The 23,114-nt window shown below is 66.8% G+C and carries 22 protein-coding genes; 7 read left to right on the top strand and 15 right to left on the bottom strand.

Annotated elements, in window-relative coordinates:
- Nucleotides 1–54: 54 nt before the first annotated feature.
- From AC3DET_RS07550 to AC3DET_RS07535, 4 genes are all read right to left on the bottom strand, one after another.
- Entirely contained in the window at nucleotides 55–1,389 is a 1,335-nt protein-coding gene (locus tag AC3DET_RS07550; RefSeq protein ID WP_488391710.1) for a bifunctional folylpolyglutamate synthase/dihydrofolate synthase, read from the bottom strand.
- Nucleotides 1,390–1,462: 73 nt separating this feature from the next.
- Nucleotides 1,463–2,041 carry a hypothetical protein gene (locus AC3DET_RS07545; RefSeq protein WP_488391214.1) on the bottom strand — a complete coding sequence of 193 codons (579 nt, stop codon included), beginning with the start codon at nucleotides 2,039–2,041 and terminating at the stop codon, nucleotides 1,463–1,465.
- 35 nt (nucleotides 2,042–2,076) lie between these two features.
- Nucleotides 2,077–2,721: a histidine phosphatase family protein gene (locus AC3DET_RS07540; RefSeq protein ID WP_488391213.1), complete on the bottom strand. Its 645-nt coding sequence runs from the start codon at nucleotides 2,719–2,721 to the stop codon at nucleotides 2,077–2,079.
- A 110-nt stretch (nucleotides 2,722–2,831) separates the two neighbouring features.
- Entirely contained in the window at nucleotides 2,832–5,000 is a 2,169-nt protein-coding gene (locus AC3DET_RS07535; protein ID WP_488391212.1) for a S46 family peptidase, read from the bottom strand.
- A 181-nt stretch (nucleotides 5,001–5,181) separates the two neighbouring features.
- On the opposite strand from AC3DET_RS07535, the gene tdh reads away from it, so the two are divergent.
- On the top strand, nucleotides 5,182–6,216 hold the full coding sequence (gene tdh / locus AC3DET_RS07530; RefSeq protein ID WP_298125269.1) for an L-threonine 3-dehydrogenase: 1,035 nt from the start codon (nucleotides 5,182–5,184) through the stop codon (nucleotides 6,214–6,216).
- 66 nt (nucleotides 6,217–6,282) lie between these two features.
- Here tdh and AC3DET_RS07525 read toward each other — a convergent pair whose 3' ends face one another.
- The 6 genes from AC3DET_RS07525 to AC3DET_RS07500 all read right to left on the bottom strand — a co-directional run bounded on the left by AC3DET_RS07525 (nucleotide 6,283) and on the right by AC3DET_RS07500 (nucleotide 12,609).
- Nucleotides 6,283–7,029, bottom strand: a complete 747-nt coding sequence (locus AC3DET_RS07525) for a TorF family putative porin (RefSeq protein WP_192201705.1) — start codon at nucleotides 7,027–7,029, stop codon at nucleotides 6,283–6,285.
- Nucleotides 7,030–7,236: 207 nt separating this feature from the next.
- Nucleotides 7,237–8,286: a sulfate/molybdate ABC transporter ATP-binding protein gene (locus AC3DET_RS07520; protein WP_488391211.1), complete on the bottom strand. Its 1,050-nt coding sequence runs from the start codon at nucleotides 8,284–8,286 to the stop codon at nucleotides 7,237–7,239.
- Between the two features lie 9 nt (nucleotides 8,287–8,295).
- Nucleotides 8,296–9,255: a sulfate ABC transporter permease subunit CysW gene (cysW, locus tag AC3DET_RS07515; protein WP_337731260.1), complete on the bottom strand. Its 960-nt coding sequence runs from the start codon at nucleotides 9,253–9,255 to the stop codon at nucleotides 8,296–8,298.
- A 1-nt stretch (nucleotide 9,256) separates the two neighbouring features.
- Complete coding sequence (cysT, locus tag AC3DET_RS07510) at nucleotides 9,257–10,108, bottom strand: sulfate ABC transporter permease subunit CysT (protein ID WP_337731261.1); 852 nt, start codon at nucleotides 10,106–10,108, stop codon at nucleotides 9,257–9,259.
- A gap of 10 nt (nucleotides 10,109–10,118) precedes the next feature.
- On the bottom strand, nucleotides 10,119–11,138 hold the full coding sequence (locus AC3DET_RS07505; RefSeq protein ID WP_337731262.1) for a sulfate ABC transporter substrate-binding protein: 1,020 nt from the start codon (nucleotides 11,136–11,138) through the stop codon (nucleotides 10,119–10,121).
- A gap of 16 nt (nucleotides 11,139–11,154) precedes the next feature.
- Nucleotides 11,155–12,609 carry an OprO/OprP family phosphate-selective porin gene (locus AC3DET_RS07500; RefSeq protein ID WP_488391210.1) on the bottom strand — a complete coding sequence of 485 codons (1,455 nt, stop codon included), beginning with the start codon at nucleotides 12,607–12,609 and terminating at the stop codon, nucleotides 11,155–11,157.
- Nucleotides 12,610–12,779: 170 nt separating this feature from the next.
- On the opposite strand from AC3DET_RS07500, the gene kbl reads away from it, so the two are divergent.
- Complete coding sequence (gene kbl / locus AC3DET_RS07495; RefSeq protein ID WP_488391209.1) at nucleotides 12,780–13,979, top strand: glycine C-acetyltransferase; 1,200 nt, start codon at nucleotides 12,780–12,782, stop codon at nucleotides 13,977–13,979.
- A gap of 21 nt (nucleotides 13,980–14,000) precedes the next feature.
- Here kbl and AC3DET_RS07490 read toward each other — a convergent pair whose 3' ends face one another.
- The 4 genes from AC3DET_RS07490 to AC3DET_RS07475 all read right to left on the bottom strand — a co-directional run bounded on the left by AC3DET_RS07490 (nucleotide 14,001) and on the right by AC3DET_RS07475 (nucleotide 16,981).
- On the bottom strand, nucleotides 14,001–14,288 hold the full coding sequence (locus AC3DET_RS07490) for a hypothetical protein (RefSeq protein ID WP_337731265.1): 288 nt from the start codon (nucleotides 14,286–14,288) through the stop codon (nucleotides 14,001–14,003).
- A gap of 75 nt (nucleotides 14,289–14,363) precedes the next feature.
- A complete protein-coding gene (locus AC3DET_RS07485) occupies nucleotides 14,364–15,155 on the bottom strand; it encodes a pseudouridine synthase (RefSeq protein WP_488391208.1) in 792 nt (263 codons plus the stop codon).
- 47 nt (nucleotides 15,156–15,202) lie between these two features.
- Complete coding sequence (locus tag AC3DET_RS07480) at nucleotides 15,203–15,712, bottom strand: hypothetical protein (RefSeq protein WP_337731266.1); 510 nt, start codon at nucleotides 15,710–15,712, stop codon at nucleotides 15,203–15,205.
- A gap of 195 nt (nucleotides 15,713–15,907) precedes the next feature.
- Entirely contained in the window at nucleotides 15,908–16,981 is a 1,074-nt protein-coding gene (locus AC3DET_RS07475) for an OmpA family protein (protein WP_337731267.1), read from the bottom strand.
- A 328-nt stretch (nucleotides 16,982–17,309) separates the two neighbouring features.
- Here AC3DET_RS07475 and AC3DET_RS07470 point away from each other — a divergent pair, with 328 nt between their 5' ends.
- Entirely contained in the window at nucleotides 17,310–18,113 is an 804-nt protein-coding gene (locus AC3DET_RS07470) for a dioxygenase family protein (protein WP_488391207.1), read from the top strand.
- A gap of 6 nt (nucleotides 18,114–18,119) precedes the next feature.
- On the opposite strand, the gene AC3DET_RS07465 is transcribed toward AC3DET_RS07470, so the two are convergent.
- Nucleotides 18,120–19,034, bottom strand: a complete 915-nt coding sequence (locus AC3DET_RS07465; RefSeq protein ID WP_488391206.1) for a LysR family transcriptional regulator — start codon at nucleotides 19,032–19,034, stop codon at nucleotides 18,120–18,122.
- A gap of 97 nt (nucleotides 19,035–19,131) precedes the next feature.
- Between AC3DET_RS07465 and AC3DET_RS07460 the strand changes: the two genes are divergently transcribed.
- The 4 genes from AC3DET_RS07460 to AC3DET_RS07445 are packed head-to-tail and all read left to right on the top strand — an operon-like array spanning nucleotide 19,132 to nucleotide 23,107.
- Nucleotides 19,132–20,346, top strand: coding sequence for an MFS transporter (locus tag AC3DET_RS07460; RefSeq protein ID WP_488391205.1), 1,215 nt, complete (start codon nucleotides 19,132–19,134; stop codon nucleotides 20,344–20,346).
- 31 nt (nucleotides 20,347–20,377) lie between these two features.
- A complete protein-coding gene (locus AC3DET_RS07455) occupies nucleotides 20,378–21,442 on the top strand; it encodes an aldo/keto reductase (RefSeq protein ID WP_488391204.1) in 1,065 nt (354 codons plus the stop codon).
- Nucleotides 21,439–22,455 carry a zinc-binding alcohol dehydrogenase family protein gene (locus AC3DET_RS07450; protein ID WP_488391203.1) on the top strand — a complete coding sequence of 339 codons (1,017 nt, stop codon included), beginning with the start codon at nucleotides 21,439–21,441 and terminating at the stop codon, nucleotides 22,453–22,455. Before AC3DET_RS07455 ends, AC3DET_RS07450 begins: the two co-directional genes overlap by 4 nt.
- A gap of 22 nt (nucleotides 22,456–22,477) precedes the next feature.
- Nucleotides 22,478–23,107: a LysE family translocator gene (locus AC3DET_RS07445; RefSeq protein WP_488391202.1), complete on the top strand. Its 630-nt coding sequence runs from the start codon at nucleotides 22,478–22,480 to the stop codon at nucleotides 23,105–23,107.
- Nucleotides 23,108–23,114: the final 7 nt, after the last annotated feature.

Below are 23,114 nucleotides of genomic sequence, written 5' to 3'. Positions count from 1 at the left end.
AGATGAGGCAGGAGTGCCGGCGCGATTATACGGCGCGTCCCACCGCGCTCCCCCTCATCGACCTGAATGCAGCACGTGCAATGCGTCGGCCACGGTGTGGAACGAACCGAACACCAGCACGCGGTCGCCGGGCGCCGATGCAGCAAGCGCGCCTTGCAGCGCGGCGCCGACATGGCCGTGCAGGACGGCGCCATCCGCATCAGTGCCCTGCAGGCGCGCGGCCAGCTGCCCGGCGGTCTGCGCGCGCGGCCCCACGTCCAGGCCGGCCAGGTGCCATTGCAGGGTCATGCCGGCGAAGGCGTCGACCACGCTTCGCACATCCTTGTCTGCCAACGCGGCGAACACCACGCGGGTCACGCCACCACTGGCATGGATCTGCAGCCATGCGGCCAGTTCGCGCGCCGCCTGTGGGTTGTGGCCGACGTCAAGCACCACGTGCACGCCATCGCGCTCCAACTGTTGCAATCGGCCCGGGAGCGCAGCCTTGGCCACGCCTTCCGCGAAGGCGCTGTCAGGAATGACGTCTCCTGGCAGCGCGCGCAATGCGGCAATCGCCGTGGCGGCGTTCGCGCGCTGCGAAGGCGCGGACAGCGCCGGCACCGGCAGTTCAAGTTCTGCCCCCACTTCGCGCCAGCGCCAGCGCTGGCTGTCGATGGGCTCGTGGAAGAAGTCACTGCCCAGCCGGAGTGCATTCGCTCCGATGGCATAGGCATGGCGCAACACGCTGGACGGCGAGTCCACCTCGCCAAGCACCAACGGCGTCCACGCCCGCGCGATGCCGGCCTTCTCGGCGCCGATGGCCTCGCGGTCGTTGCCAAGCCAGTCGGTGTGGTCGATGTCGACCGTGGTGATGACGGCGACATCCGGATCGACGATGTTCACCGCATCCAGCCTTCCACCCAGGCCGATCTCGAGTACCGCCAGGTCCAGCCCGCTGCGCTGGAACAGCCACAGTGCGGCCAGGGTGCCGAATTCGAAATAGGTCAGCGGAATTGTGCTTCCTTCTCCCTCCGGGAGAAGGTGGCGCGCAGCGCCGGATGAGGGTACGGCAGATTCGCTGGCGTCCGGACCATCATCGCTGCTCCCTGCCCTCACCCCAACCCCTCTCCCGCCGGGAGAGGGGCTAAAGCGCGCCGCTTCGACGGCTTGGAACGCTTCGATCAGTGAGGCGTCATCCACGTCCACGCCATCGATGCGCACGCGCTCGTTGTAGCGCAGCAGGTGTGGCGAGGTATACGCCCCGACCTTCCAGCCTGCGGCACGCGCGATGGCCTCGATGAAGGCCACGGTGGAGCCCTTGCCATTGGTGCCGCCGACGGTGATGACGCGGGCGGCGGGCTTGCCGAGCGCCAGTCGCATTGCGACTTCGCGCACGCGGTCCAGGCCCATGTCGATGGACTTGGGATGCTGTTGCTCGATGTACTCGAGCCAGTCGTCGAGGGTATGCAGCGCGCGTGACATGTCAGTTGCCGGATTCGATATGCCGGATGCTGGAGCCGAACAGCGATCGTCGGCCGCTCAGCACCACCGACACCTGTTGCTCGGGATGGCGATGATAGAACGCTTCACGGATGCACAAGTAGCTCGGAAAGCCCCGCTCCATCGGGCCGCCTCGCACTCGGTAGTCGCATGCACGACGGCTCGGGGCGTAGTGCGTCTGCATGATGTGGGATTCGCGGAATGCCTCCCCGAACACGCACGTCCACGCCCACGGCAAGGACCTGGCCAGCACCAGCCAGCCGACGAGGCCCAGCATCACGGGCATCCCGCAAAGAAGGAACAGGAACTTGAGGAACCCCTGGTCGAGCAGGAGGGCCATGCGTCCATGGCGGCGGGCATGGCCGATCAACAACGCCGTTCCGATCACGCCACCAACCAGGAACAGCAAGGCGACATGGAGGCCGTGCAAGGCGGGCGCAGGCACGAAGTCGACGAACAGACCCGTCAGCGCCAACGCACAGGTGCCAAGTACCGCCACGGTCGCGGTGACCTGACCAGGCGCAGGCGCGTCCGAGCCGAACCAGACCGCTTTCCAGCCCATGTGCGCTCGCAGAACGTCGCTGCTGCCGCCGGACTCTAGAGCGCCCGATGCTTCGCTTCGCCGAAGAATGGCGTGTGGTGCGCGCAGTCGTTGAGGCGCACGACTTCGAGCTGGTCGACCGAGGGGCCTTCCAGCAGGTTGAGCGTGGTCGGCGCCTGGCGGAACGTCCAGAGCTTCGCGATCGGCAGGCCCAGGATGCGGCACAGCAGGACGCGGTTGACCGCATCGTGCGCCACGATCAGCAGGGTGTCCTCATCGCCCAGTCCCTCCGCGGCGCGTGCGAGCCCGCGCCAGGAACGGTCCAGCACCTGGCGCAGCGATTCGCCACCCGGCATGAGGATGGTATCGGGCTCCTCACGCCACGCCAGCAGGCGGGCGGGATCCTTGTCCTGGATCTCGCTGGCCAGAAGGCCTTCCCATTCGCCATGCGCGATTTCCTGCAGATCCGCATCGGTCTGCAGAAGGTCGGCGCGTGCATCGCCCAACGCGAGTTTCGCGGTGAGCTGCGCCCGCGACAGCGGCGAGGCGACTGCACGGTCGATGCGTACGTCCTTCAGCCGCTGGCCCAGCGCGGCGGCCTGGCCTTCGCCGACCGGCGACAGCGGGATGTCGATCTGGCCCTGGTAACGGCCTTCGGCGTTCCACGGCGTTTCGCCGTGACGGGCAAGCAGGATGCGCATGCGTCGGTGTGTCCATTCGGGGGAAGCGGCCCCGCTTCCGGAAGCCGGAAACGAAGACGGGAGCGGATCATACCCGCTCCCGTCCCGTGCCTGCCGCTAAGTTGCAGGTGTTACTTGCCGACGCCCATTTCCTTCAGCAACTGCGGCGCTGGATATACCTCCTGCATGATCCAGCGCAGGTAGCGGCCATCCACGGCGATCATGCGGGTCATCTTGGGGTCGAACACCCAGTTGGAGCTGACCGACTCCCAGTTGCCGTCGAAGGCCAGGCCGACCAGTTTGCCGTGTGCGTCCAGCACCGGCGAGCCGGAGTTGCCGCCGGTGATGTCCAGGTCGGACAGGTAGTTCACCGGCACGGAGCCGATGCGCTTGTCCTCCAGGCCGCCGTAGCGCTTGGCCGCGACCGCATCGAGCAACGCCTTCGGCGAGTCGAACGGATCCTGCCCGGTTTCCTTGGCCACCACACCTTCCAGCGTAGTGAACGGGGTGTACTCCACGCCGTCCTTCGGCGCGTAACCCATCACGTTGCCGAAGGTGATGCGCAGCGACAGATTGGCATCCGGGTAGACGTACTGACCCTGGCTCTTCTTGTAGTCCGCCAGCGCCTGCAGATAGACGGGGCGCGCGGCCAGATTCTCGCCGGCGCGCGTCTTGCGCTCCTGCTCCAGCTTCAGCAGCGTGGGCATCACCGCCACCGCGTACTGGATCGCCGGATCGCTGCTGGCCTCGAATGTCTTGCGGTCTGCGGCGAACCACTTCAGGCGCTCATCCGTGCTACCGAGCTTCGTGCCCGCCAGACGATCCAATCCCCGCTTCACCGCTGCGGCATCGTTGCCGCCCAGCCATGCGTCCACGGCGTCGACGCGCTGGGCAGCGGGCAGTTTGATGTACTCGTTCAACCAGTACTCCTGCAACTGGCGATCCATCGCGGCCACGTAGCGGCGCTCAAGCTGCTTCAGGCCACCTTCGATGGCAGGCAGGTCGCGTTCCTGGTAACCGGACTCGCGTTCCGCATTGGGCTTCTCGCGCTCGATCGACAGCCGGTACAGCTGCGTGGCCGAACCCACCATCGCGGTGTTGTTGAACATCGCCAGGGTCAGGTCGCGCTCGCGCGTGGCCTTGTTCTGTTCCAGCAGGGCGAGCAGCTGGGCATGCGCGTCCAGCGCCGTCTGGCCCTTGGCGCCCTGCCCCTTCAGCCAGGCCAGGACGGCGGCTTCTTCGCGCTGTTTCTGGCCAGCGGCGTCAATGCGCTTGAAGCCTTCCAGCTGGCCGTCGTAGTTCTTGCTGGTGTTGTTCCAGCCCGCCATGGTATTGGCGTACTTCACCTGGATGTCGGCGTTCTTCTTGCCGGCGTCCTGCACCATCGCGATCTGGTTCTTGTAGTGGCGCGCGATGGTCGGATAGGTCCACGCAGCGGTGTTGTCGAATTCGGCCGCCAGCGCATAGCGGTTGGTCGAACCCGGATAGCCCGCCACCATGACGAAATCACCGGCACCCAGCGGCTGATCGGCGAACTTCAGCCAATGCTTCGGCTGGTACGGCACGTTGTCCTTGGAGAATGCGGCCGGCTTGCCGTCCTTGCCCACGTAGGCGCGATAGAAGGCGAAGTCGCCGGTGTGGCGCGGCCACATCCAGTTGTCGATGTCGCCACCGTACTTGCCCACGCTGCCCGGCGGTGCGTACGCCAGGCGCACGTCCTTGATTTCCATGTTCTTGAACAGGCGATACGTGTTGCCACCGGAGAAACTGTAGAGGCGGCAGCGGAAGCCGGCCTCGGCCTCGCAGTCGGCGATCAGCTTCTTCTCGAAGGCCTCCAGCGCCTTCGTGCGCGCCAGCGCATCGCCGCCGGCGGAGGCGATGGCGGCCTGCGCGTCCTTCGTCACATCGGTGATCTCGTCCAGCACGAACACGCGCGCATTGGGGCCCGCGCTGACTTCATCGCCCGCCGTCGGTGCGTTGAAGCCGTTCTTGATCAGGTTGTTCTCGGCCGTGGAGTTAAGCTGGATGGCGCCATACGCGCAGTGATGGTTGGTGACCACCAGGCCGTTCGGCGAGACGAAGCTGGCGGTGCAGCCGCCCAGTGCGACCACCGCGCCCATCGGGTCGCCGGTCAGGTTGGAAAGCTGCTGCGGCGACAGTTCCAGGCCGGCCTTCTTCAGCGGTCCGGCGATTTCGGGCAGCTGCTGGGGTACCCACATGCCCTCGCCCGCATGGGCGAACTGGGCGGCGAGCAGGGACAACGGAACCGCAATGGCGGCGGCGAGCAGGTTCGGACGCATGGAAACCCCGGTACGGACAGGAAAGTTCCGATTGTAATGAACCTGTCACCGCGGCCGACCCATGACTTTCGTCCTAGGAAGACGGGCATGGGGACGCTCCGGCGTGTCAAGGCGCCCTGCAACAGGGCGCCACGGAGGCGGCGCGTATAATCCGCGCCCTCAACCCCTGGATCGACGCCCGATGGCACAGACGATGAAGGCGCTGGTGAAGCGCGAGGCCGGCAAAGGTATCTGGATGGAGGAACTGCCCGTCCCGCAGCCCGGCCCCAACGAGGTGCTGATCAAGCTGGAGAAGACCGCCATCTGCGGCACCGACCTGCACATCTACCTGTGGGACGAGTGGAGCCAGCGCACGATCAAGCCCGGCCTGACCATCGGCCATGAATTCGTCGGCCGCATCGCGCAACTGGGGTCCGCCGTCACCGGGTACGAAGTCGGACAGCGCGTGTCGGCCGAAGGGCACATCGTCTGTGGCCACTGCCGCAACTGCCGCGGCGGCCGCCAGCACCTGTGCCCGAACACCGTGGGCATAGGCGTGAACCGCAACGGCGCCTTCGCCGAGTACATGGTGATGCCGGCCAGCAACCTGTGGCCGATCCCGGACCAGATTCCGTCGGAACTGGCGGCATTCTTCGACCCCTACGGCAACGCGGCGCACTGCGCGCTGGAGTTCGACGTGGTCGGCGAAGACGTGCTGATTACCGGCGCGGGCCCCATCGGCATCATCGCCGCCGGCATCTGCAAGCACATCGGCGCCCGCAACGTGGTGGTCACCGACGTGAACGACTTCCGCCTGAAGCTGGCCGCCGACATGGGCGCGACCCGCGTGGTCAACGTGGCCAACCAGTCGCTCAAGGACGTGATGGCCGACCTGCACATGGAAGGCTTCGACGTGGGCCTGGAGATGAGCGGCAATCCGCGCGCCTTCAACGACATGCTCGACTGCATGTACCACGGCGGCAAGATCGCGCTGCTCGGCATCCTGCCCAAGGGCGCCGGCGTGGACTGGGACCGCATCATCTTCAAGGGCCTGACCGTGCAGGGTATCTACGGCCGCAGGATGTACGAGACCTGGTACAAGATGACGCAGCTCGTGCTGAGCGGCTTCCCGCTGGGCAAGGTGCTGACGCACCAGCTGCCGATCGACGATTTCCAGAAGGGCTTCGACCTGATGGAACAGGGCAAGGCAGGCAAGGTGGTGTTGAGCTGGAATTGACGCGCACGCTCCCTTCCGCGCAAAGAAAAAGGCGCCTTGCGGCGCCTTTTTCTGTTGCGTGCCCTATCAGGGAACCGCAACGGCGATCGTGAACACCACGCCGGGCTTGTAGATATCCGAGCCGCGACGCAGCTCGGACGCGTCCGAACCGAAGGTGTCGTAGTAACCCAGTGTCGCGGTCGCGGGACCGAAGCCCTTGGAGAGCGTGACGGAGCCATCGTAGAAATCGGCGCGACCATCGCTGCCCGCGTCGATGGAGGTGTAACCCGTGGTGGCACCCAGCGAGAAGCCCGAATCGCCGATGTCGTAGCTGGCCGACACGCCTGCATAGATCTCTTCCGCGCCGGTGTTGCTGTAGTCATCGGCGTACGCCAGGATGCCGCCCACGGTGACAGGGCCGCTCCAGGTCACCTTCGCGATGTACTCGTTGTAGTCGATGTCGCCGTACCCGTCGGAAGCACCTTCATAGGTGTAACGGTTCACGCCCAGGTCGAGGTTCCAGCTGTCGCTGAGGTCCTTGTTCCAGCCGACGAAGTAGTCGACTTCGAAGTCGGGGCCACCCTCGCCGAAATCCACATTCGATGCCCATGCACCGGCATACAGGCCGAACGGCGCGGAATACGTCGCACCCGCCTGGAACGCAGGCTCGTTGTCGGTCTGGGAAACGCCGCGGAACACGTAGTCCGTGGTCACCGCGAATGTCGCGCTGAACGGAGAGGATGCTTCTTCCTCGGCATCCTGGGCGAAGGCGGACAGCGGAAGCGCCAGCAACAGGGCAGTGGCAAGGGCGGTGCAGAGCTTGACGGGCTTCATCCGGATTCTCCTGGTCGATGGGCGGACGGTGGCGGCTGGCGTGGCGAGGATTGCCGGTCGTGAGACCGTAATCGCAGCTTCACGGTTTTTTAACTGCGCCTCGATAGTGCGCCGCAACAATCGCCGTCGTCAAGTGCCTGTCCGCATGCCGGATAATTGGTTTCTTTTTCAATCAATTCAGCAGCTTACGTCGCATCACGTTGGTGCCTACGCACCGTTTAGGGGAAACCATCCGAACCGTTTTGGTGCCAAGCGCACCGGCTGTCCGGGCGCCGTTGCAGGGCTCTCGTGGTCGGCGGGCAAGTCCACGTCGACCTCGATGGCATCGTCCTGGAGCCGCGCCCGCAGGCGCAGCCGCGGACCGTTCCGCTGCGCAACGATGATCGTCGCCGGCCAGCCGGGGCCCTCTTCCACCACCTGCAGATCCTCCGGGCGCACGAAGACCTCGGCCTGCCCCTGCCCCGCCTGCTCACGTGACCGCAGCGGCAACCCTGCGGCCTGCAGCGCGCCTGCTTCCCAGTGAGCTGGCAGGCGGTTCACCGCACCGACGAAGGAGTAGACGAAGGGCGAGGCCGGCGCATCGTAGGTATCGGCCGGGCTGCCGAGTTGTTCGATGCGCCCGCGGTTGAGGATCGCCACGCGGTCGGCCAGCTCGAGTGCTTCTTCCTGGTCGTGCGTCACGAACACGGTGGTCAGACCGGTGCGGTCGTGCAGTTCCCGCAGCCAGCGGCGCAGGTCACGCCGGACCTGTGCGTCGAGCGCGCCGAACGGCTCGTCCAGCAGCAGCACGCGCGGCTCGATCGCCAGCGCACGCGCCAATGCCACGCGCTGCCGCTGGCCGCCGGACAGCTGCGCCGGATACCGCGTGCCGAATCCCTCCAGTTGCACGAGCGAAAGCAGTTCCGCGACGCGCGCCCGGATGGCGGCATCGGACACGCGCTCGCGACCGCGCCGTACGCGCAGGCCGAAGGCGATGTTCTCCTCCACCGTCAGGTGGCGGAACAGCGCGTAGTGCTGGAAAACGAAGCCCGCGCGCCGCGCCTGCACGCTCAACCGCGAAGCGTCCTCGCCATCGAACCAGACCTTGCCCGCATCGGCGTGCTCCAGCCCGGCGATGATGCGCAGCAACGTGGTCTTGCCGGAGCCGGACGGCCCGAGCAGCGCCAGCAGCTCGCCCTGGCGGATGTCCAGTGATACCTCGTCCAGGGCGACGAAGTTGCCGAACCGCTTGCCGAGGTGTTCGATCCTGATACCCATGATGTCTTCTCAGTGACGGTGGTTGGCAGCCAGCGCTTCGCCGTGCCGCCATTCAAGCCAGGTCTTCAACGCCAGCGTCACCAGCGCGGTCAGCGCCAGCAGCGAGGCCGCCGCGAATGCCGCGCTGTATGCATACTCGTTGTAGAGGATCTCCACATGCAGCGGCAGCGTGTTGGTGCGCCCGCGGATGTGGCCAGACACGACCGACACCGCGCCGAACTCGCCCAGTGCGCGCGCACTGCACAGCAACACGCCGTACAGCAGCGCCCAGCGGATGTTCGGCAGCGTCACCCGCCAGAAGGTCTGCCAGCCATTCGCGCCAAGGCTGAGTGCCGCCAGTTCCTCGTCCGTGCCCTGCTGTTCCATCAGTGGCATCAGCTCGCGCGCGATGAACGGGAACGTCACGAAGATCGTCGCCAGCACGATGCCCGGCAGCGCGAAGATGATCTTCGGCAACTGCAGGTGCAGGTCGCCGAGCAGCGGCAGGGAGAAACGCCAGCCTTCGTCGATCAGCGAGTACGCCCAGCCCTGCGCGCCGAAGATCAGCACGTAGATCAGGCCGGCCACCACCGGCGACACCGCGAATGGCAGGTCGATCAGCGTGACCAGCCAGCGTTTCCCACGGAACTCATGCTTGCTGACCACCCATGCTGCAGCTACGCCGAAGGCGAGGTTGAGGGGCACCACGATCGCCGTCACCAGCAGCGTCAACTGCACGGCCGCCAGCGCATCGGCCTCGGTCACCGCGGATGCGAACGCCGCCCAACCGCCGCGCAGCGCTTCCACGAATACCAGCGCCAGCGGCAGCAACAGGAACGACAGCAGGAAGCCAAGCGCGCCCAGCACCAGCAGCACCTGCACCCAGAGGGGTTCGGTGGTGGCCGCATGGCGGCGGACAGGGCGTGCAGGCGCTTCCACGAAGGACGACTCCGGGGGGATGGCGATGACGGCGGAGATGGCGTCGCCCATGTTAGCCCCCTGCCCGCTTGCCGGTGCGCTGCAGCCGCGCCTGTAGCGTGTTGATCAGCAGCAGCAGCGCAAACGACAGCAGCAGCATGGCCGCCGCGATCGCCGTGGCGCCCTCGTAGTCGAACTCCTCCAGCTTGATCGTGATCAGCAGCGGCGCGATCTCGGACACCCCGGGCAGGTTGCCGGCGATGAAGATCACCGAGCCGTATTCGCCCACGCCACGCGCGAACGCCAGCGCGAAGCCGGCCAGCACGGCCGGCCACAGCGTGGGCAGCACCACGTGACGCACCGCCTGCCAGCGATTGGCACCCAGGGTGGCCGCGGCCTCTTCCAGTTCCGTCTCGATTTCCGCAAGCACCGGCTGCACCACGCGCACCACGAAAGGCAGGCCGATGAACACCAGCGCCACGGTGATGCCGAGTGGCGTGTACGCGACCTTGATGCCGGCGGCTTCCAGCCATTGGCCGATCCAGCCGGTCGGGCCGTACAGCGCCGTCAGCGCAATGCCGGCCACGGCGGTGGGCAGCGCGAATGGCAGGTCGATCATCGCGTCGAACACGCGCTTGCCGGGAAATCGGTAGCGCACGAATACCCAGGCCACCAATGTGCCCATGACCGCATTGAACGCCGCCGCCGCGAGCGCGGTGCCGAAGCTGATGCGCAACGCCGCCAGCACGCGCGGCTCCGTCCAGATCGCCCAGATGCCCGCCGGACCCAGCCCGCTGGCCTTGGCGAACACACCCACCAGCGGAATCAGGACGATCAGCCCCAACCAGGCCAGCGTATAGCCCAGGCTGAGGCCGAAACCGGGAATGACGCGCCGTGCGCGCACCTTCCCCGGCCAGGATTGCACTGCCGCCACCTTACTTCGCCTGGATCTGGTCGAACACGCCACCGTCCGCGAAATGCGTGGCCTGCGCCTTCGCCCAGGAACCGAAGACGCCATCGATCGTCACCAGCTCCAGCTTCGGAAAGCGCGCGATGTCCGCAGGCGCCGCATGCTGCGGATAACGCGGACGATAGTAATGCTTGGCCGCGAGCCGCTGGCCCGTTGGCGAGTACAGGTATTTCAGATAGGCCTGCGCCGCTTCGCGCGTGCCGTGCTTGTCGACATTGCGATCCACCAGCGCCACCGGCGGCTCGGCCAGGATCGACAGCGACGGCACCACGATGTCGAACTTGTCGGGGCCCAGCTCCTCGATCGACAGGAAGGCCTCGTTTTCCCACGCCAGCAGCACGTCGCCGATGCCGCGCTGGACGAACGTCGTGGTCGATCCCCGCGCGCCGGTGTCCAGCACGGGCACGTTGCGGAACAGGCCACGCACGAAGTTGCGCGTCTTCGCCTCGTCACCCTTGAAGATCTTCAGACCGTAGGCCCACGCCGCAAGATAGTTCCAGCGCGCGCCACCGGAGGTCTTCGGATTCGGGGTGATGACGGAGATGCCCGGCTTCACCAGGTCGTGCCAGTCGCGGATCTTCTTCGGATTGCCCTTGCGCACCAGGAACACGATGGTCGAGGTGTACGGCGCGCTGTTCTCGGGGAGGCGCGATTGCCAGTTGGCGGGAAAGAGCTTGGCCCGCTGCGCGATGGAATCCACGTCGTAGGCCAGGGCGAGCGTCACCACGTCCGCCTCGAGGCCATCGATCACCGAACGCGCCTGCTTGCCCGAGCCGCCATGCGAGGTCTCGATGCTGACCTTCTGCCCCTTGGTCTTCTGCCACTCGGCGGCGAAGGCGGTGTTGAACTCGCGATAGAACTCGCGCGTCGGGTCGTAGGACACGTTGAGCAGCTTGATGTCCTTGGCGCCGGCCGCTGCGGCCAGCGTCAGGCCGAAGGCGAGCAAGGCGGTGTGGACGTGGCGTCGGATGGATGGTGTCTTCATGCGATGTCTCCGGAAATCAGAAGGCGACCTGCAGTCGCGAGAACACGGCCTTTTCGTCTTCGCGGTCCGCACCTGCGGCGGCCCCGCCCTCGAACTGCGTGTCCAGGTAATTGAAGACCAGCTTCAGGTTGCTGGTGAGGTACCAGTTGACGCCCAGCGTCCATGCCTTGGCGCGTCGCGCGGATACCGACGCATCGGCGAACAGCGGGAACGCACCCTCATCGATCTCCAGTTCGCCATAGCGGCCGACCAGTTCCCACGCACCCCAACCACCCTTGCCGGGACTGAAGGGGTTCGATGGCTTCACGACGCCGCGATAGCTGGCGTCTTCGCCGGTCAGCACGTAGCTGGCCGTGGCCTGCCAGGCGGTGTTTTCCAGTTCGGCGGCATTGCCCGCCACCACCAGTTCCTGCTTCGACGCGATGTACTCGGCCAGCAGCCCGAACCCGTTGCGATAGAAGTAGCCCTGTGGCGACCAGCGCGTGCGCCTGCCGTCGGCGGCGACCGCACTGCGATAGTTGAAGAACTGCACCTGCCCGGGCGTGCGATAGCGCGGGAGGATGTTGTTCCCCGTGCCCACGGTATCGCCGGCGCTGCCGCCGATGCCGAAGCCGAGGCCGGACCAGAAACCCGCGCCGTCCTTGAATGGCTCGACGAAGAGGCGGCCGGCGACCTCGAACTCGTCGTCCGGATTGGTGGTCGCCGCATCGCGACCGTCGACCGTGCCGTTGAACACACCGATCGCGTAGCTCAGCTTGCTGCCGGCCAACTCGCCCTGCAGTTGCACGCCGATGTCGCGATTGGGCGCCAGTTCGCTGGGCAGCGCACGTTCCACGTCGGACAAGGCAGACGACGACTGCAGGCGTTCCAATCCCACCGGTGAGGTGAACTTGCCCAGACGCACCGTCGCGGCGGGCGAGAACTTCAGGTCGGCATAGGCATCCACGATGCTGGCGCTGTCACCGGCGAACTCCGGCGTGAAGCGGAAGCCGATCCATTTGCCCAGCGTGCCCTCGATGGTCGGGCGTGCCGTACGCAGCAGGAAGGTATCGTAGGTGCCCGACGGCACGCCACTGCTGAAGAAGCGCCCGTCGCCCTGGATCAGGCCGCGGATCTTGACCTCGTAATCGCCATTGGCCGATTTCAGCGACGCACCCTTGTCGTTCACCGCGATGACGGGGGCCTCCTTGGCCTTGGCGGCGGTCTCTTCCTGCTGCAGTTCCAGGCGGCGCTCCAGGACGCGCAGGCGCTGGTCCAGGTCACCCAACGTGGCGGGCGCGGATTCGCCTTCAGCGGCCACGGCCGCCGGTGCATCACCGACGCGGCGTTCGAGGGCTTCAAGCCGTTGCAGCAGCTCCTGCACGGTGGGCTGGCTCTGTGCGGACACGGGAATGGCCAGCGAACAGGCCAGCGCGCCCAGGATGGCGACGCCGCTGCCCTTCCGCTTGCGCTGTCCCGGTGGTATCCGCATGACCCCATGTCCCCGTGCGATAGCCGTCGTCGGCCGGAGACGCGATGCTGCGTGTGCACATGCGGGCTGGGAAATGACGAAACGGCGACCGCTTATTCCGCGACAGCATGACGGACGGGGCGTGGCCGACGGGCGGTTAGAATGGCGGCCTCCTCTTCCAATCCGCGCCCATGTCCAGCCCGCTCACCGCCCACTACGCCGCCACCCTCGACGAGATCCGTGCCCAGGGCTTGTTCAAGGCCGAGCGGATCATCACCGGCCCGCAATCGGCCGAGATCACGCTGGCGGACGGGCGCACGGTGCTGAACTTCTGTGCCAACAATTACCTGGGGCTGGCCGACCACCCGGACATCATCCAGGCAGCGAAGGACGCGCTGGATACGCATGGCTTCGGCATGGCGTCAGTGCGCTTCATCTGCGGCACGCAGGACCTGCACAAGCAATTGGAGCAGACGATCGCGGACTTCTTCGGTACCGAGGACACCATCCTCTACGCCGCCTGCTTCGACGCCAACGGCGGCCTGTTCGAACCCTTGCTGGGCGAGGACGACGCGATCATTTCCGATGCGCTGAACCATGCATCGATCATCGACGGCGTACGCCTGTGCAAGGCCAAACGGTTCCGCTACGCCAACTGCGACATGGCCGACCTGGAAAAGCAGCTGCAGGCCGCCGACGCCGCGGGGTGCAAGACCAAGCTGATCACCACCGACGGCGTGTTCTCGATGGACGGTTTCATCGCGCCGCTGGACGAGATCACCGCGCTGGCGAAGAAGTACAACGCGCTGGTGCACATCGACGAATGCCACGCCACCGGCTTCCTCGGCGCGACCGGCCGCGGCTCGGCGGAAGTGAAGGGCGTGCTGGACAGGATCGACATCATCACCGGCACGCTCGGCAAGGCGATGGGCGGCGCACTGGGCGGATTCACGACCGCGCGCAGGGAAGTGATCGAATTGCTGCGCCAGCGCTCCCGGCCTTACCTCTTCTCCAACTCGCTGCCGCCGCACGTGGTGGCCGCGGGCATCAAGGCCTTCGACATGCTGTCCTCCGCCGGCGAACTGCGCGAACGCCTGCAACAGAACACGGCGTATTTCCGCGAACGCATGACGGCTGCCGGCTTCGACATCAGGCCCGGCGTGCACCCCATCAGTCCGGTGATGCTGTACGACGCACCGCTCGCACAGCGCTTCGCCGAGCGACTGCTGGAGGAGGGCATCTATGCGATCGGCTTCTTCTTCCCGGTGGTCGCGAAAGGCCAGGCCCGCATCCGCACGCAGATGAGTGCGGCGCATACGCGCGAACACCTGGATCGCGCAATCGACGCCTTCATCCGCATCGGCCGCGAATTGGCCGTACTGAAGGCGTAGCCGAAGCCTGTGCGCCCGCGGTCAGCGGGCGCGCTTGGCGACAGCGGAAGCCTTCGGCCTGGCGGGCGCGCCCTTGGCGACGCGGATGCCGCGCGCCTTCATCCAGGCATCGAATTCTTCCGCCGTCATCTTGCGGCCATTCTGCTGCATGTCGAAGCGGTGGCCATGCGGCCCCGGGCGCACGCTGACGACTTCTTCCTTCACGCCGGCGGTATTGGCGTGTGGCGGCTTCGAGGCGCAGCCCGCCGCCATGCCGATGACAAACAGAACAACGAAACGCGCAGGCAGGCGCGCCGTCAGGTCGAGCATGGCAATTCCCCAGTGGTCAGGCGTGAGCGAGTGTAGGCAAGCACACGACAGCGAACCCTGACCGCGGTCGCGCAATCAGAAGCCGGTCACCGGCGCCAGCGCTTCGCGTTCCGCTGCATCGAGCATGCGCCATGACCCCTTCGCCAGCGTGCCCAGGAGCAACGGACCGATGGCGACCCGGACCAGCCGCAACACGCGGATGTCGAAGGCCTCAAGCAATCGTCGGATCTGCCGGTTGCGGCCTTCGTCGAGAACGATCTCCACCCAGGCATTACGTTCGCCGGCACGCAACAGGCGTGCCTGGCGGGCAGCCAGATGCTCCCCTCCGACGTGGACCCCCGCTTGCAGCGCGCGCAGCAATGCTTCGTCGGGCACCCGATCGACCTGCACGTGGTAGGTCTTGTCGGGCCCGCACGCCGGATCGGTGACGCGTGCGGCCCATTCCGGATCGTTGGTGAAAAGCAGCAGACCCTCGCTGGCTTTGTCCAGCCGCCCCACCGGCGCGGTCCATGGCAGGCCGGCACCCTCCAGGCAACGGTAGACAGTGTCGCGCCCGCGTTCGTCGCGCGTCGTCGTCACCAGTCCGCGAGGCTTGTTGAGCATCAGGTAGTGGCGATCCGCCGCCGCAGCCGCCTGGCCATCCACGCGCACGACAGCACGGCCGGCGACCACCGGGAATTCCGGATCGCGAACGATGCGCCCGTCGACGGACACCCTGCCGTCGGTGATCCAGCGCGCGGCTTCCGTGCGCGAACAGACGCCCTGCTTGGACAGGATGCGCGCCAATCCGTGTCGTACTGCGGGACTGCCGGACATGCTGCGGCGCGCGGTCGTCTGCGTATCGCGAGGCGGTCTACGCTCAGGCATGGCGGTGTCCGGCGGAAAAACGGCCGGGAATGCCGGCCGTTCGTCGATCAGTTCTTCTTGGGCGGCTCGGCGGGAGCCGGCGCGGGTGCAGCGGCCGGCGCACCGGGCGCCTTGACCACGCGCACGCCACGCGACTTCATCCACGCATCGAACTCGTCTGCCGTCATCCGCTTGCCGTTCTGGCTCATGTCGAAACGCCAGGGCGAGTTGTCATGCGCGGTCTTCGGCTGATATGCCGCCGGGCTCGCGGTGGCTGCCGCAGCAGACGTCGTTCCCGGTGCGGGCAACGCCTTGGCAATGTTGCGGCACCCCTCGATGCGCAGGCGCATCAGCACGCGGTCCACCGATTGCGATTCGTCGAAAGCATGCGACGCCAGCACACCGGACGGTGCCCCCAGTTGGGTGGCCGTGGCGGTGAACTCCGGTGCGACCGGCGCGATCACGGTGTTCGATGCCTTCAACGGCGGCGGCACCAGACTGCCCGTGCAGTCGGGTGCGGCATGGGCGGCAGGAATCGCGGCGATGCACAGCAGGCTGGCGAGGACATGACGGCGCATCGTGATGACTCCTGAGTATTCCTGTTCGTGCGGCGAGTTTAGGCACGCCCTCCAGGCATGGCAAGGAATTGCAAGTCACCCACGCCCTGCGTTGCGCAAGACGGAAACGCGGTCACGCAAATCGCGCCTACGCCTGCCGAAAAAACGAAGCCCGGCACTTGGCCGGGCTTCGTGTGTTGCGGGAAGAGCGTCCGATCAGTTCTGGACGTTCAGTTCCGTACGACGGTTACGCTCGCTCTTGCAGCCCGGCAGCGTCTGCGCGGTCGGCTCCAGCGGACGGCTCTCGCCGTAACCCACCGGGCCCACCAGACGCGAAGCATCCACGCCGTTGCTGGTCAAGTAGTCGTACACGGTCTGCGAACGACGCTGCGACAGCGACTGGTTGTAGGCATCGGCACCGCACAGGTCGGTGTGGCCGGCCACTTCGACGCGCAGGTCGGGGTAACGCTTCAGGATCTCGGCGGCTTCGCTGAGGATCGCGATCGCGTCGGGACGCAGGGTCGACTTGTCGAAGTCGAAGTTCACGCCCTTCAGGTCGATCGAAACCTGCACCGGGCAGCCGTCCGGACCGATGGTCTGGCCAGCCTGCGAACCGGGGCACTTGTCGTCGCAGTTGTTGACGCCGTCACCGTCGTCATCCAGGTCCGCGCAGCTCGGCGCAGCCGGCGGGGCCGGCGGGGCAGCGGCTTCAGCCTTCGGACCCAGCGGGATCACGACGCCAACCGAGGCCAGCACATCGCCGAACCAGTCTTCCTGCGGAGCGGCAGCGCTCTGGTCGTTGAAGTCGGCGCGGTAGGCGAGTTCGGCGCGAACGCCGACGCGCTTGTCCAGCGTGGTCTGCAGGCCGACGCCCAGCTTGGCAGCCAGGTTGTTGTCACGGGTCTGGTTCGACGCGTTGATCAGCGACTCTTCTTCCGAACGCTGCAGGCCCAGGCCGGCGACGATGTACGGGTTCCAGCCGCGGCCTTCCTGCACGAAGTGGCGACGCAGGTCCAGCGAGATGCCGTACTGGCTCCACAGGGCGTCACGGTTGTCTTCGAACTTCGGGTTCTGGTAGTTCAGCTCACCGTCCAGCGACCAGTTGGGGCTGATGAACTTGCCAAGGCCCAGGCCCAGGAACGGGGCGTTGCGGGTGAGGCGATCGTCGTCCTGCAGGTTGAAGCCGGCGGAGCCGGTGAGGTACCAACGGTCGTCGAACTCCTGCGCCATCGCGTGGTTAGCGAGGCTCAGGCCGCCCAGCAGCGCGGCGCAGAGAATCTTCTTGTTCATTTGCAGCTCCTTTCCTTGTAAAAGTTCAGTTGTAGAGAAACCGAAATACGTCTGTTGCGGTGGTTCCGGCGTTTCTAGTTGTTATTCGAGACGACAGGGACCCATCGCCTTGCTGAACAGATTATGCGCGGGTACGTGAAGACTGTGTTAACGGTACCATAACAAGTCGGGCAAGGTTAACACTCCTGAAGGGAACTGGCGCAGATCTTCACGCGGCCGACGCGCAGAGCGCCTGCCCGCTGCTCGCCCGTGACGATACTCCCGTGGGCAACACACCGATGCACGGATGCCTCTTGGTAAGTCGTCCGGGGCGCCCGATGCTCGCATCATGAACCTGCCCACCTCCGCCGTACACCTCCCCAGCCTCTTCCTCTCGCATGGTTCGCCGATGCTGGCCCTCGAGGATTCCCCTACCGGCCGTTTCCTCGACCGCTTGGGGGGCCTGTTGCCGCGGCCCCGCGCGATCGTGGTGGCATCCGCGCACTTCGTGCACGCCCATCCCACCCTTACTGCGGCACCCCGGCCGGGCACGATCCATGACTTCGGCGGATTCCCCGAAGCGCTCTACGGAATCCAGTATCCGGCGGCCGGGGCACCTGCGCTGGCGGGGGATGCTGCGCGCCGCCTCGCCGAGGCGGGCTTCGAGGCGCAGGTCGACGACCATCACGGCCTGGACCACGGCGTATGGGTGCCGCTGCGCCGGATGTACCCGGCATCGGACATCCCGGTGGTGGCCTTGTCCGTCAATCCGGCACAGAGCGCGGACTGGCATTACCGATTGGGCAGGGCGCTGGCACCGCTGCGCGAGGAAGGCGTCCTGGTGATCGGATCCGGCGGGTTCTCGCACAATCTGCGTGCGCTGGACTGGCAGCACGCGCACGCGACGCCTTATGCCTGGGTCGCCGCATTTACCGATGCGCTGCGCGAGCACCTGCTGGCCGGCAACATCGCGGGAGCGCTCGACTGGACCGCATTGCCCGAGGCACACCGCAATCATCCGACGACCGAGCACCTGTTTCCGCTGTACGTGGCGCTGGGAGCCGGTGGTGTGGGGGCCAAGGGGCGGCTCCTGCATCGCGACGTGGAAATGGGGGGACTGGCCCTGGACGCGTTCGCCTTCGACGTCGCCTGACCCGGTCTACAGTCCGCGCTCCCAGGGCGGGTTGTCGCCGAACTGCTCGATCAGGAAATCCGTGAAGGCCCGCACGCGCGGCGGCACGAGGCGGCGCTGCGGCATCACCGCACTGATGGCAGTCGTGGTCAGCGCGTAATCGGACAGGACGACCTCCAGCCGGCCGGCACGCAGGTCGTCGGCGACGTGCCACAACGAATGAATGACGATGCCCTCGCCGGCCAGTGAAGCGTCGCGCAGCACTTCGCCGAAGTTGCTCTCGAAGCGCCCTTGCACCCGCACCGCGATCTCGCTGCCCGCCGGAGTGCCCAACCGCCACACATCCTGGCGGCCGCCGCTGCCGAACAGCAGCAGGCAATCATGCTGGGCCAGTTCTTCAGGCACGCGCGGTCGACCTCTTCGGCGCAGGTAGTCGGGCGATGCGCACAGCACGCGTCGGTTGGGCGCGATGCGCCGCGCAACCAGGCGCGAATCGTCCAACGCCCCGATGCGGATCGCCAGGTCGAAGCCCTCGCTGACCAGGTCCACCACGTTGTCGCTCAGATGGATGCTCAGCCGCAGCTTCGGATGCCGCGCGAGAAAGGCGGGCAGCAGCGGCGAGACGTACTGGCGCCCGAACGATGCGGACGTGGTCACCCTCAATGTGCCGGCGACTTCGCGCGCAGCCTCGCGCAGGCCGGTGCCCAGCGTCTCCAGTTCCTCCACCAGCACCCTGCCCTGCTCGGCCAGCGCGGCCCCCTCCGGCGTTGGATGCAATCGACGGGTGGTCCGGTGCAGCAGGCGTACGCCCAGTTCCTTCTCCAGCCGCTTCAGCCGCTGGCTGGCGACGGCCACGGACAGGTCCAGGCTGTGCGCGGCTGCGGTGATCGAGCCCAGGTCGAGGACGCGCAGGAAGAGGGCCAGGTCACCGACTCGATCCATTATCAATATTCTGTTGATAGTGATTCGGCATATTCACGGTTTTTCAAAACGAAAGGAAGCCGCAAGCTGCACGCCCCGTTTCCTCCCGTACGCCCCCATGCCTCCCGCCACCTCCCCCGCCACCCGGATGCCTCTGGGTCTGTATGCGCTCACCGCCGGTGCCTTCGGCATCGGCACCACCGAGTTCGTCATCATGGGCCTGCTGATGCAGGTCGCTGCCGACCTCCACGTATCCATCGCTGCCGCTGGCCTGCTGATCTCCGGCTACGCGCTGGGCGTGTTCGTCGGTGCGCCCCTGCTGACCGCCGCGACCAGCCGGATGCCGCGCAAGGCGGTGCTGGTGGCGCTGATGGTCGTGTTCACGCTGGGCAACCTCGCCTGTGCGCTCGCACCGAGCTATGAGCTGCTGATGGCCGCGCGCGTGGTCACGTCGCTGGCGCATGGCACGTTCTTCGGCGTGGGCGCCGTGGTCGCCACCGGCATGGTCAGCGAAGACCGCAAGGCCTCCGCCATCTCCATCATGTTCACCGGCCTCACGGTCGCCACGCTGCTCGGCGTGCCGGCGGGTGCCTGGCTGGGCCTGCAGTTCGGCTGGCGTGCGACGTTCTGGGCGGTGACCGCGATCGGCGTGCTGGCTACGGTCATCATCGCGACGCTGGTGCCGGCCGACCGCAGCGCGCCGATGCCGCTGTCGTTCCGCGACGAACTGCGCGTGGTCGCGCGCCCGCAGGTGCTGCTGGGCCTGTTGATGACGGTGCTGGGCTTCGGCGGCATGTTCACCGTCTACACGTACATCCAGCCGCTGCTGACGCAGGTGACCGGCTTCACTGATGCGGCGGTATCGCCCATCCTGCTGGTGTTCGGCGTTGGCATGATCGTCGGCAACCTGCTCGGTGGCCGCTTCGCTGACCGCCGCTTGGCACCGGCCCTGCTGGGCACGCTGGCATTGCTGGCGCTGGTGATGGGCGCGATGACGCTTGCGCTGCACAGCCCCTGGGCAATGATCGCGTTCACCGGGCTGCTGGGCGCCGCCGCCTTCGCCACCGTGTCACCGCTGCAACTCTGGGTGCTGCAGAAAGCGAGCGGCGCACAGAGCCTGGCATCCAGCCTCAACATCGGTGCTTTCAACCTCGGCAATGCGCTCGGCGCGTGGCTGGGTGGCGTGGTGATCTCGCAAGGCCTGGGCCTGTCGGCGCTGCCGTGGGTGGCCGCGCTGGTGCCGGCAGCCGCCTTCGCCGTTGCGCTGTGGGCGCTGGGGCTGGAACGCCGCAGCCAGCGTCTCGTGCTCGTCAGCGATGCCGCCGGCACCTGACCCGCTCCTCCTTCCTCATCAGGACTCCTCCATGGAAACCCGGTTTCTCGGCCGTTCCGGCTTGAAAGTCTCGGCGCTGGGCTTCGGCGCCGGCACGTTCGGCGGCAAGGGGCCGCTGTTCGGCGCCTGGGGCAACACCGATACCGCGCAGGCGCGCCGCATGGTCGACATCAGCCTGGACGCGGGCCTCACGTTCTTCGACACCGCCGATGTCTATTCCGACGGTGCGTCCGAATCGATCCTGGGCGCGGCCCTGAAAGGCCGGCGTGACCAGGTCATCCTGTCCAGCAAGACCGGCCTGCGCCTGGGCGAAGGCCCCAACGATGCCGGCGCGTCGCGCTTCCGCCTGCTGAAGGCGGTGGATGCGTCGCTGCAGCGGCTCGGCACCGACTACCTCGACCTGCTGCAACTGCACGCCTTCGATGCGCTGACGCCGGTCGAGGAAACGCTGTCCACGCTCGATGGCCTGGTCCGTGCCGGCAAGGTGCGGTACCTCGGTGTGTCCAATTACGCCGGCTGGCAATTGATGAAATCCCTGGGCGTCGCCGAACGCTACGGCTACACGCGCTATGTCGCCAACCAGACCTACTACTCGCTGGTCGGCCGAGACTACGAATGGGAACTGATGCCGCTGGCCATCGACCAGGGAGTAGGCGCGGTGGTGTGGAGCCCGCTGGGTTGGGGCCGGCTGACCGGCAAGCTGCGACGCGGGCAACCGCTGCCTGCCACCAGCCGGTTGCACGACACCGCCGACATGGGGCCGCCGGTGGAACAGGAGCGTCTGTTCCGCATCATCGATGCGCTGGACGTAGTCGCCGGGGAAACCGGCAAGTCGATCCCGCAGATCGCCATCAACTGGCTGTTGCAGCGCCCCACCGTGTCGACGGTGCTGATCGGCGCACGCACCGAGGAACAGCTGCGACAGAACCTGGGTGCCATCGGCTGGCAGCTGTCGTCCAACCAGATCGCGCGCCTGGATGCTGCCAGCGCCGTGGAGACGCCGTATCCCTACTATCCGTACTGGCGCGGGCATTTCTCCGAACGCAGTCCGTTGCCCGTCCAGGCCTTTCCCCCACATGCCGGAGCCGCCCCATGAAAGCTGTCGCGCTTACCCGTTACCTGCCCATCGACGATCCGCAATCGCTTTCCGATGTGGAACTTCCCACGCCCTCGCCCGCCGGCCACGACCTGCTGGTGCGCGTGGAGGCTGTCTCCGTGAATCCGGTGGACACCAAGGTGCGCTCGCCGAAACCGCAGGTCGAAGCACAGCCGAAGGTGCTCGGCTACGACGCCGCCGGGGTGGTTGAAGCCGTCGGCGAGGCAGTGACGCGATTCAAGCCCGGCGATGCCGTCTACTACGCGGGCGACATCACCCGGCCCGGCAGCAACGCGCAGTTCCAGCTCGTCGACGAACGCATCGTGGGCCACAAGCCCGCGTCGCTGGACTTCGCACAGGCCGCCGCCCTGCCGCTGACCACGATCACCGCGTGGGAGCTGCTGTTCGACCGCATGCCTTACGCGCTGGACGGCGGCGGTGCGGGCAAGTCGTTGCTGGTGATCGCCGGCGCCGGCGGCGTGGGGTCGATCGCGATCCAGTTGGCGAAGCACGCCGGCTTCACCGTCATCGCCACCGCGTCGCGACAGGACACGATCGACTGGTGCAAGGCGCTGGGCGCCGACCACGTGATCACCCATCGCGAACCGCTCGGCCCGCAACTCAAGGCGCTGGGCATGGACACCCTCGACGCTGCGTTGAACCTGGCCGACACCGACCGCTACTGGGCCGAACTCGGCGAGCTGCTGGCGCCGCTGGGCCATGTCGGTCTGATCGTCGAACCGCGCGGCGAGCTGCGCATCGGCGACCCCTACAAGGCGAAGAGCATCGGCATCCATTGGGAAATGATGTTCGCCCGCCCGCGCTTCCGCACCGCCGACATGGGCGAACAGGGCGCATTGCTGGACCGCGTGGCGGATCTGGTCGATGCCGGCGTTCTGCGCGGCACGCTGACGCAGACGCTTTCACCGATCAATGCCGCCAACCTGCGCGAAGCACACCGCCGGCTGGAGTCGGGCACGACCATCGGCAAGCTGGTGGTCGCAGGCTGGTGATGCCCATGCGGGTACCGCAACGATGACGACGAGCGCGTGGTGGTGGTTCTGCACGCTGTGCCTGGCCACGGCATTCAGCCCCGGCCCTGCGGTGCTGCTGGCGGTGTCCAATACGGCGACGCAGGGTGCGCGGCGCGCACTGCTCGGGACGGCAGGCAATGCCACCGGCGTGTTCCTGGTCGCGCTGGCCGCACTGCTTGGGCTGGGCGCCCTGCTGCGCACCTCCGCAACGGGATTCGCGATACTGAAGATGGCGGGCGCCGCCTACCTGGTCTACCTGGGCGTCCGCCAATGGCGCGCGCCATCCATGCTGGTGACCATGCCGGCTCCCGGCCCGGTGTCGCGCGATGCATGCCAGCTGTATGCGCAGGGACTGATGGTGGCGGTCACCAATCCGAAGAGCATCCTGTTCTTCACCGCGCTGTTGCCGCAGTTCATGCACCAGGCGACATCCCCCTGGCTGCAGGGGCTACTGCTGACCTCCACGTTCGCCGCCTGCACGGTGGCTTCGCACCTGTGTTACGTGCTTGCTGCAGGCCACCTGCGGCGCTGGCTTGCGGGCCGATGGGGCCGATACTGGCAGCGCGCGACCGGCGCGCTGTTTGTCGGAATGGGCATCGCCCTGCTGCGGATGCGGCGACCAGCGCTGTAGGCGACGC

It is taken from the genome of Pseudoxanthomonas sp. 97-1-1 (assembly GCF_057773125.1).
Note: the sequence above shows the minus strand (reverse complement) of the source record. Positions and strands in the feature narration are given on the sequence as shown.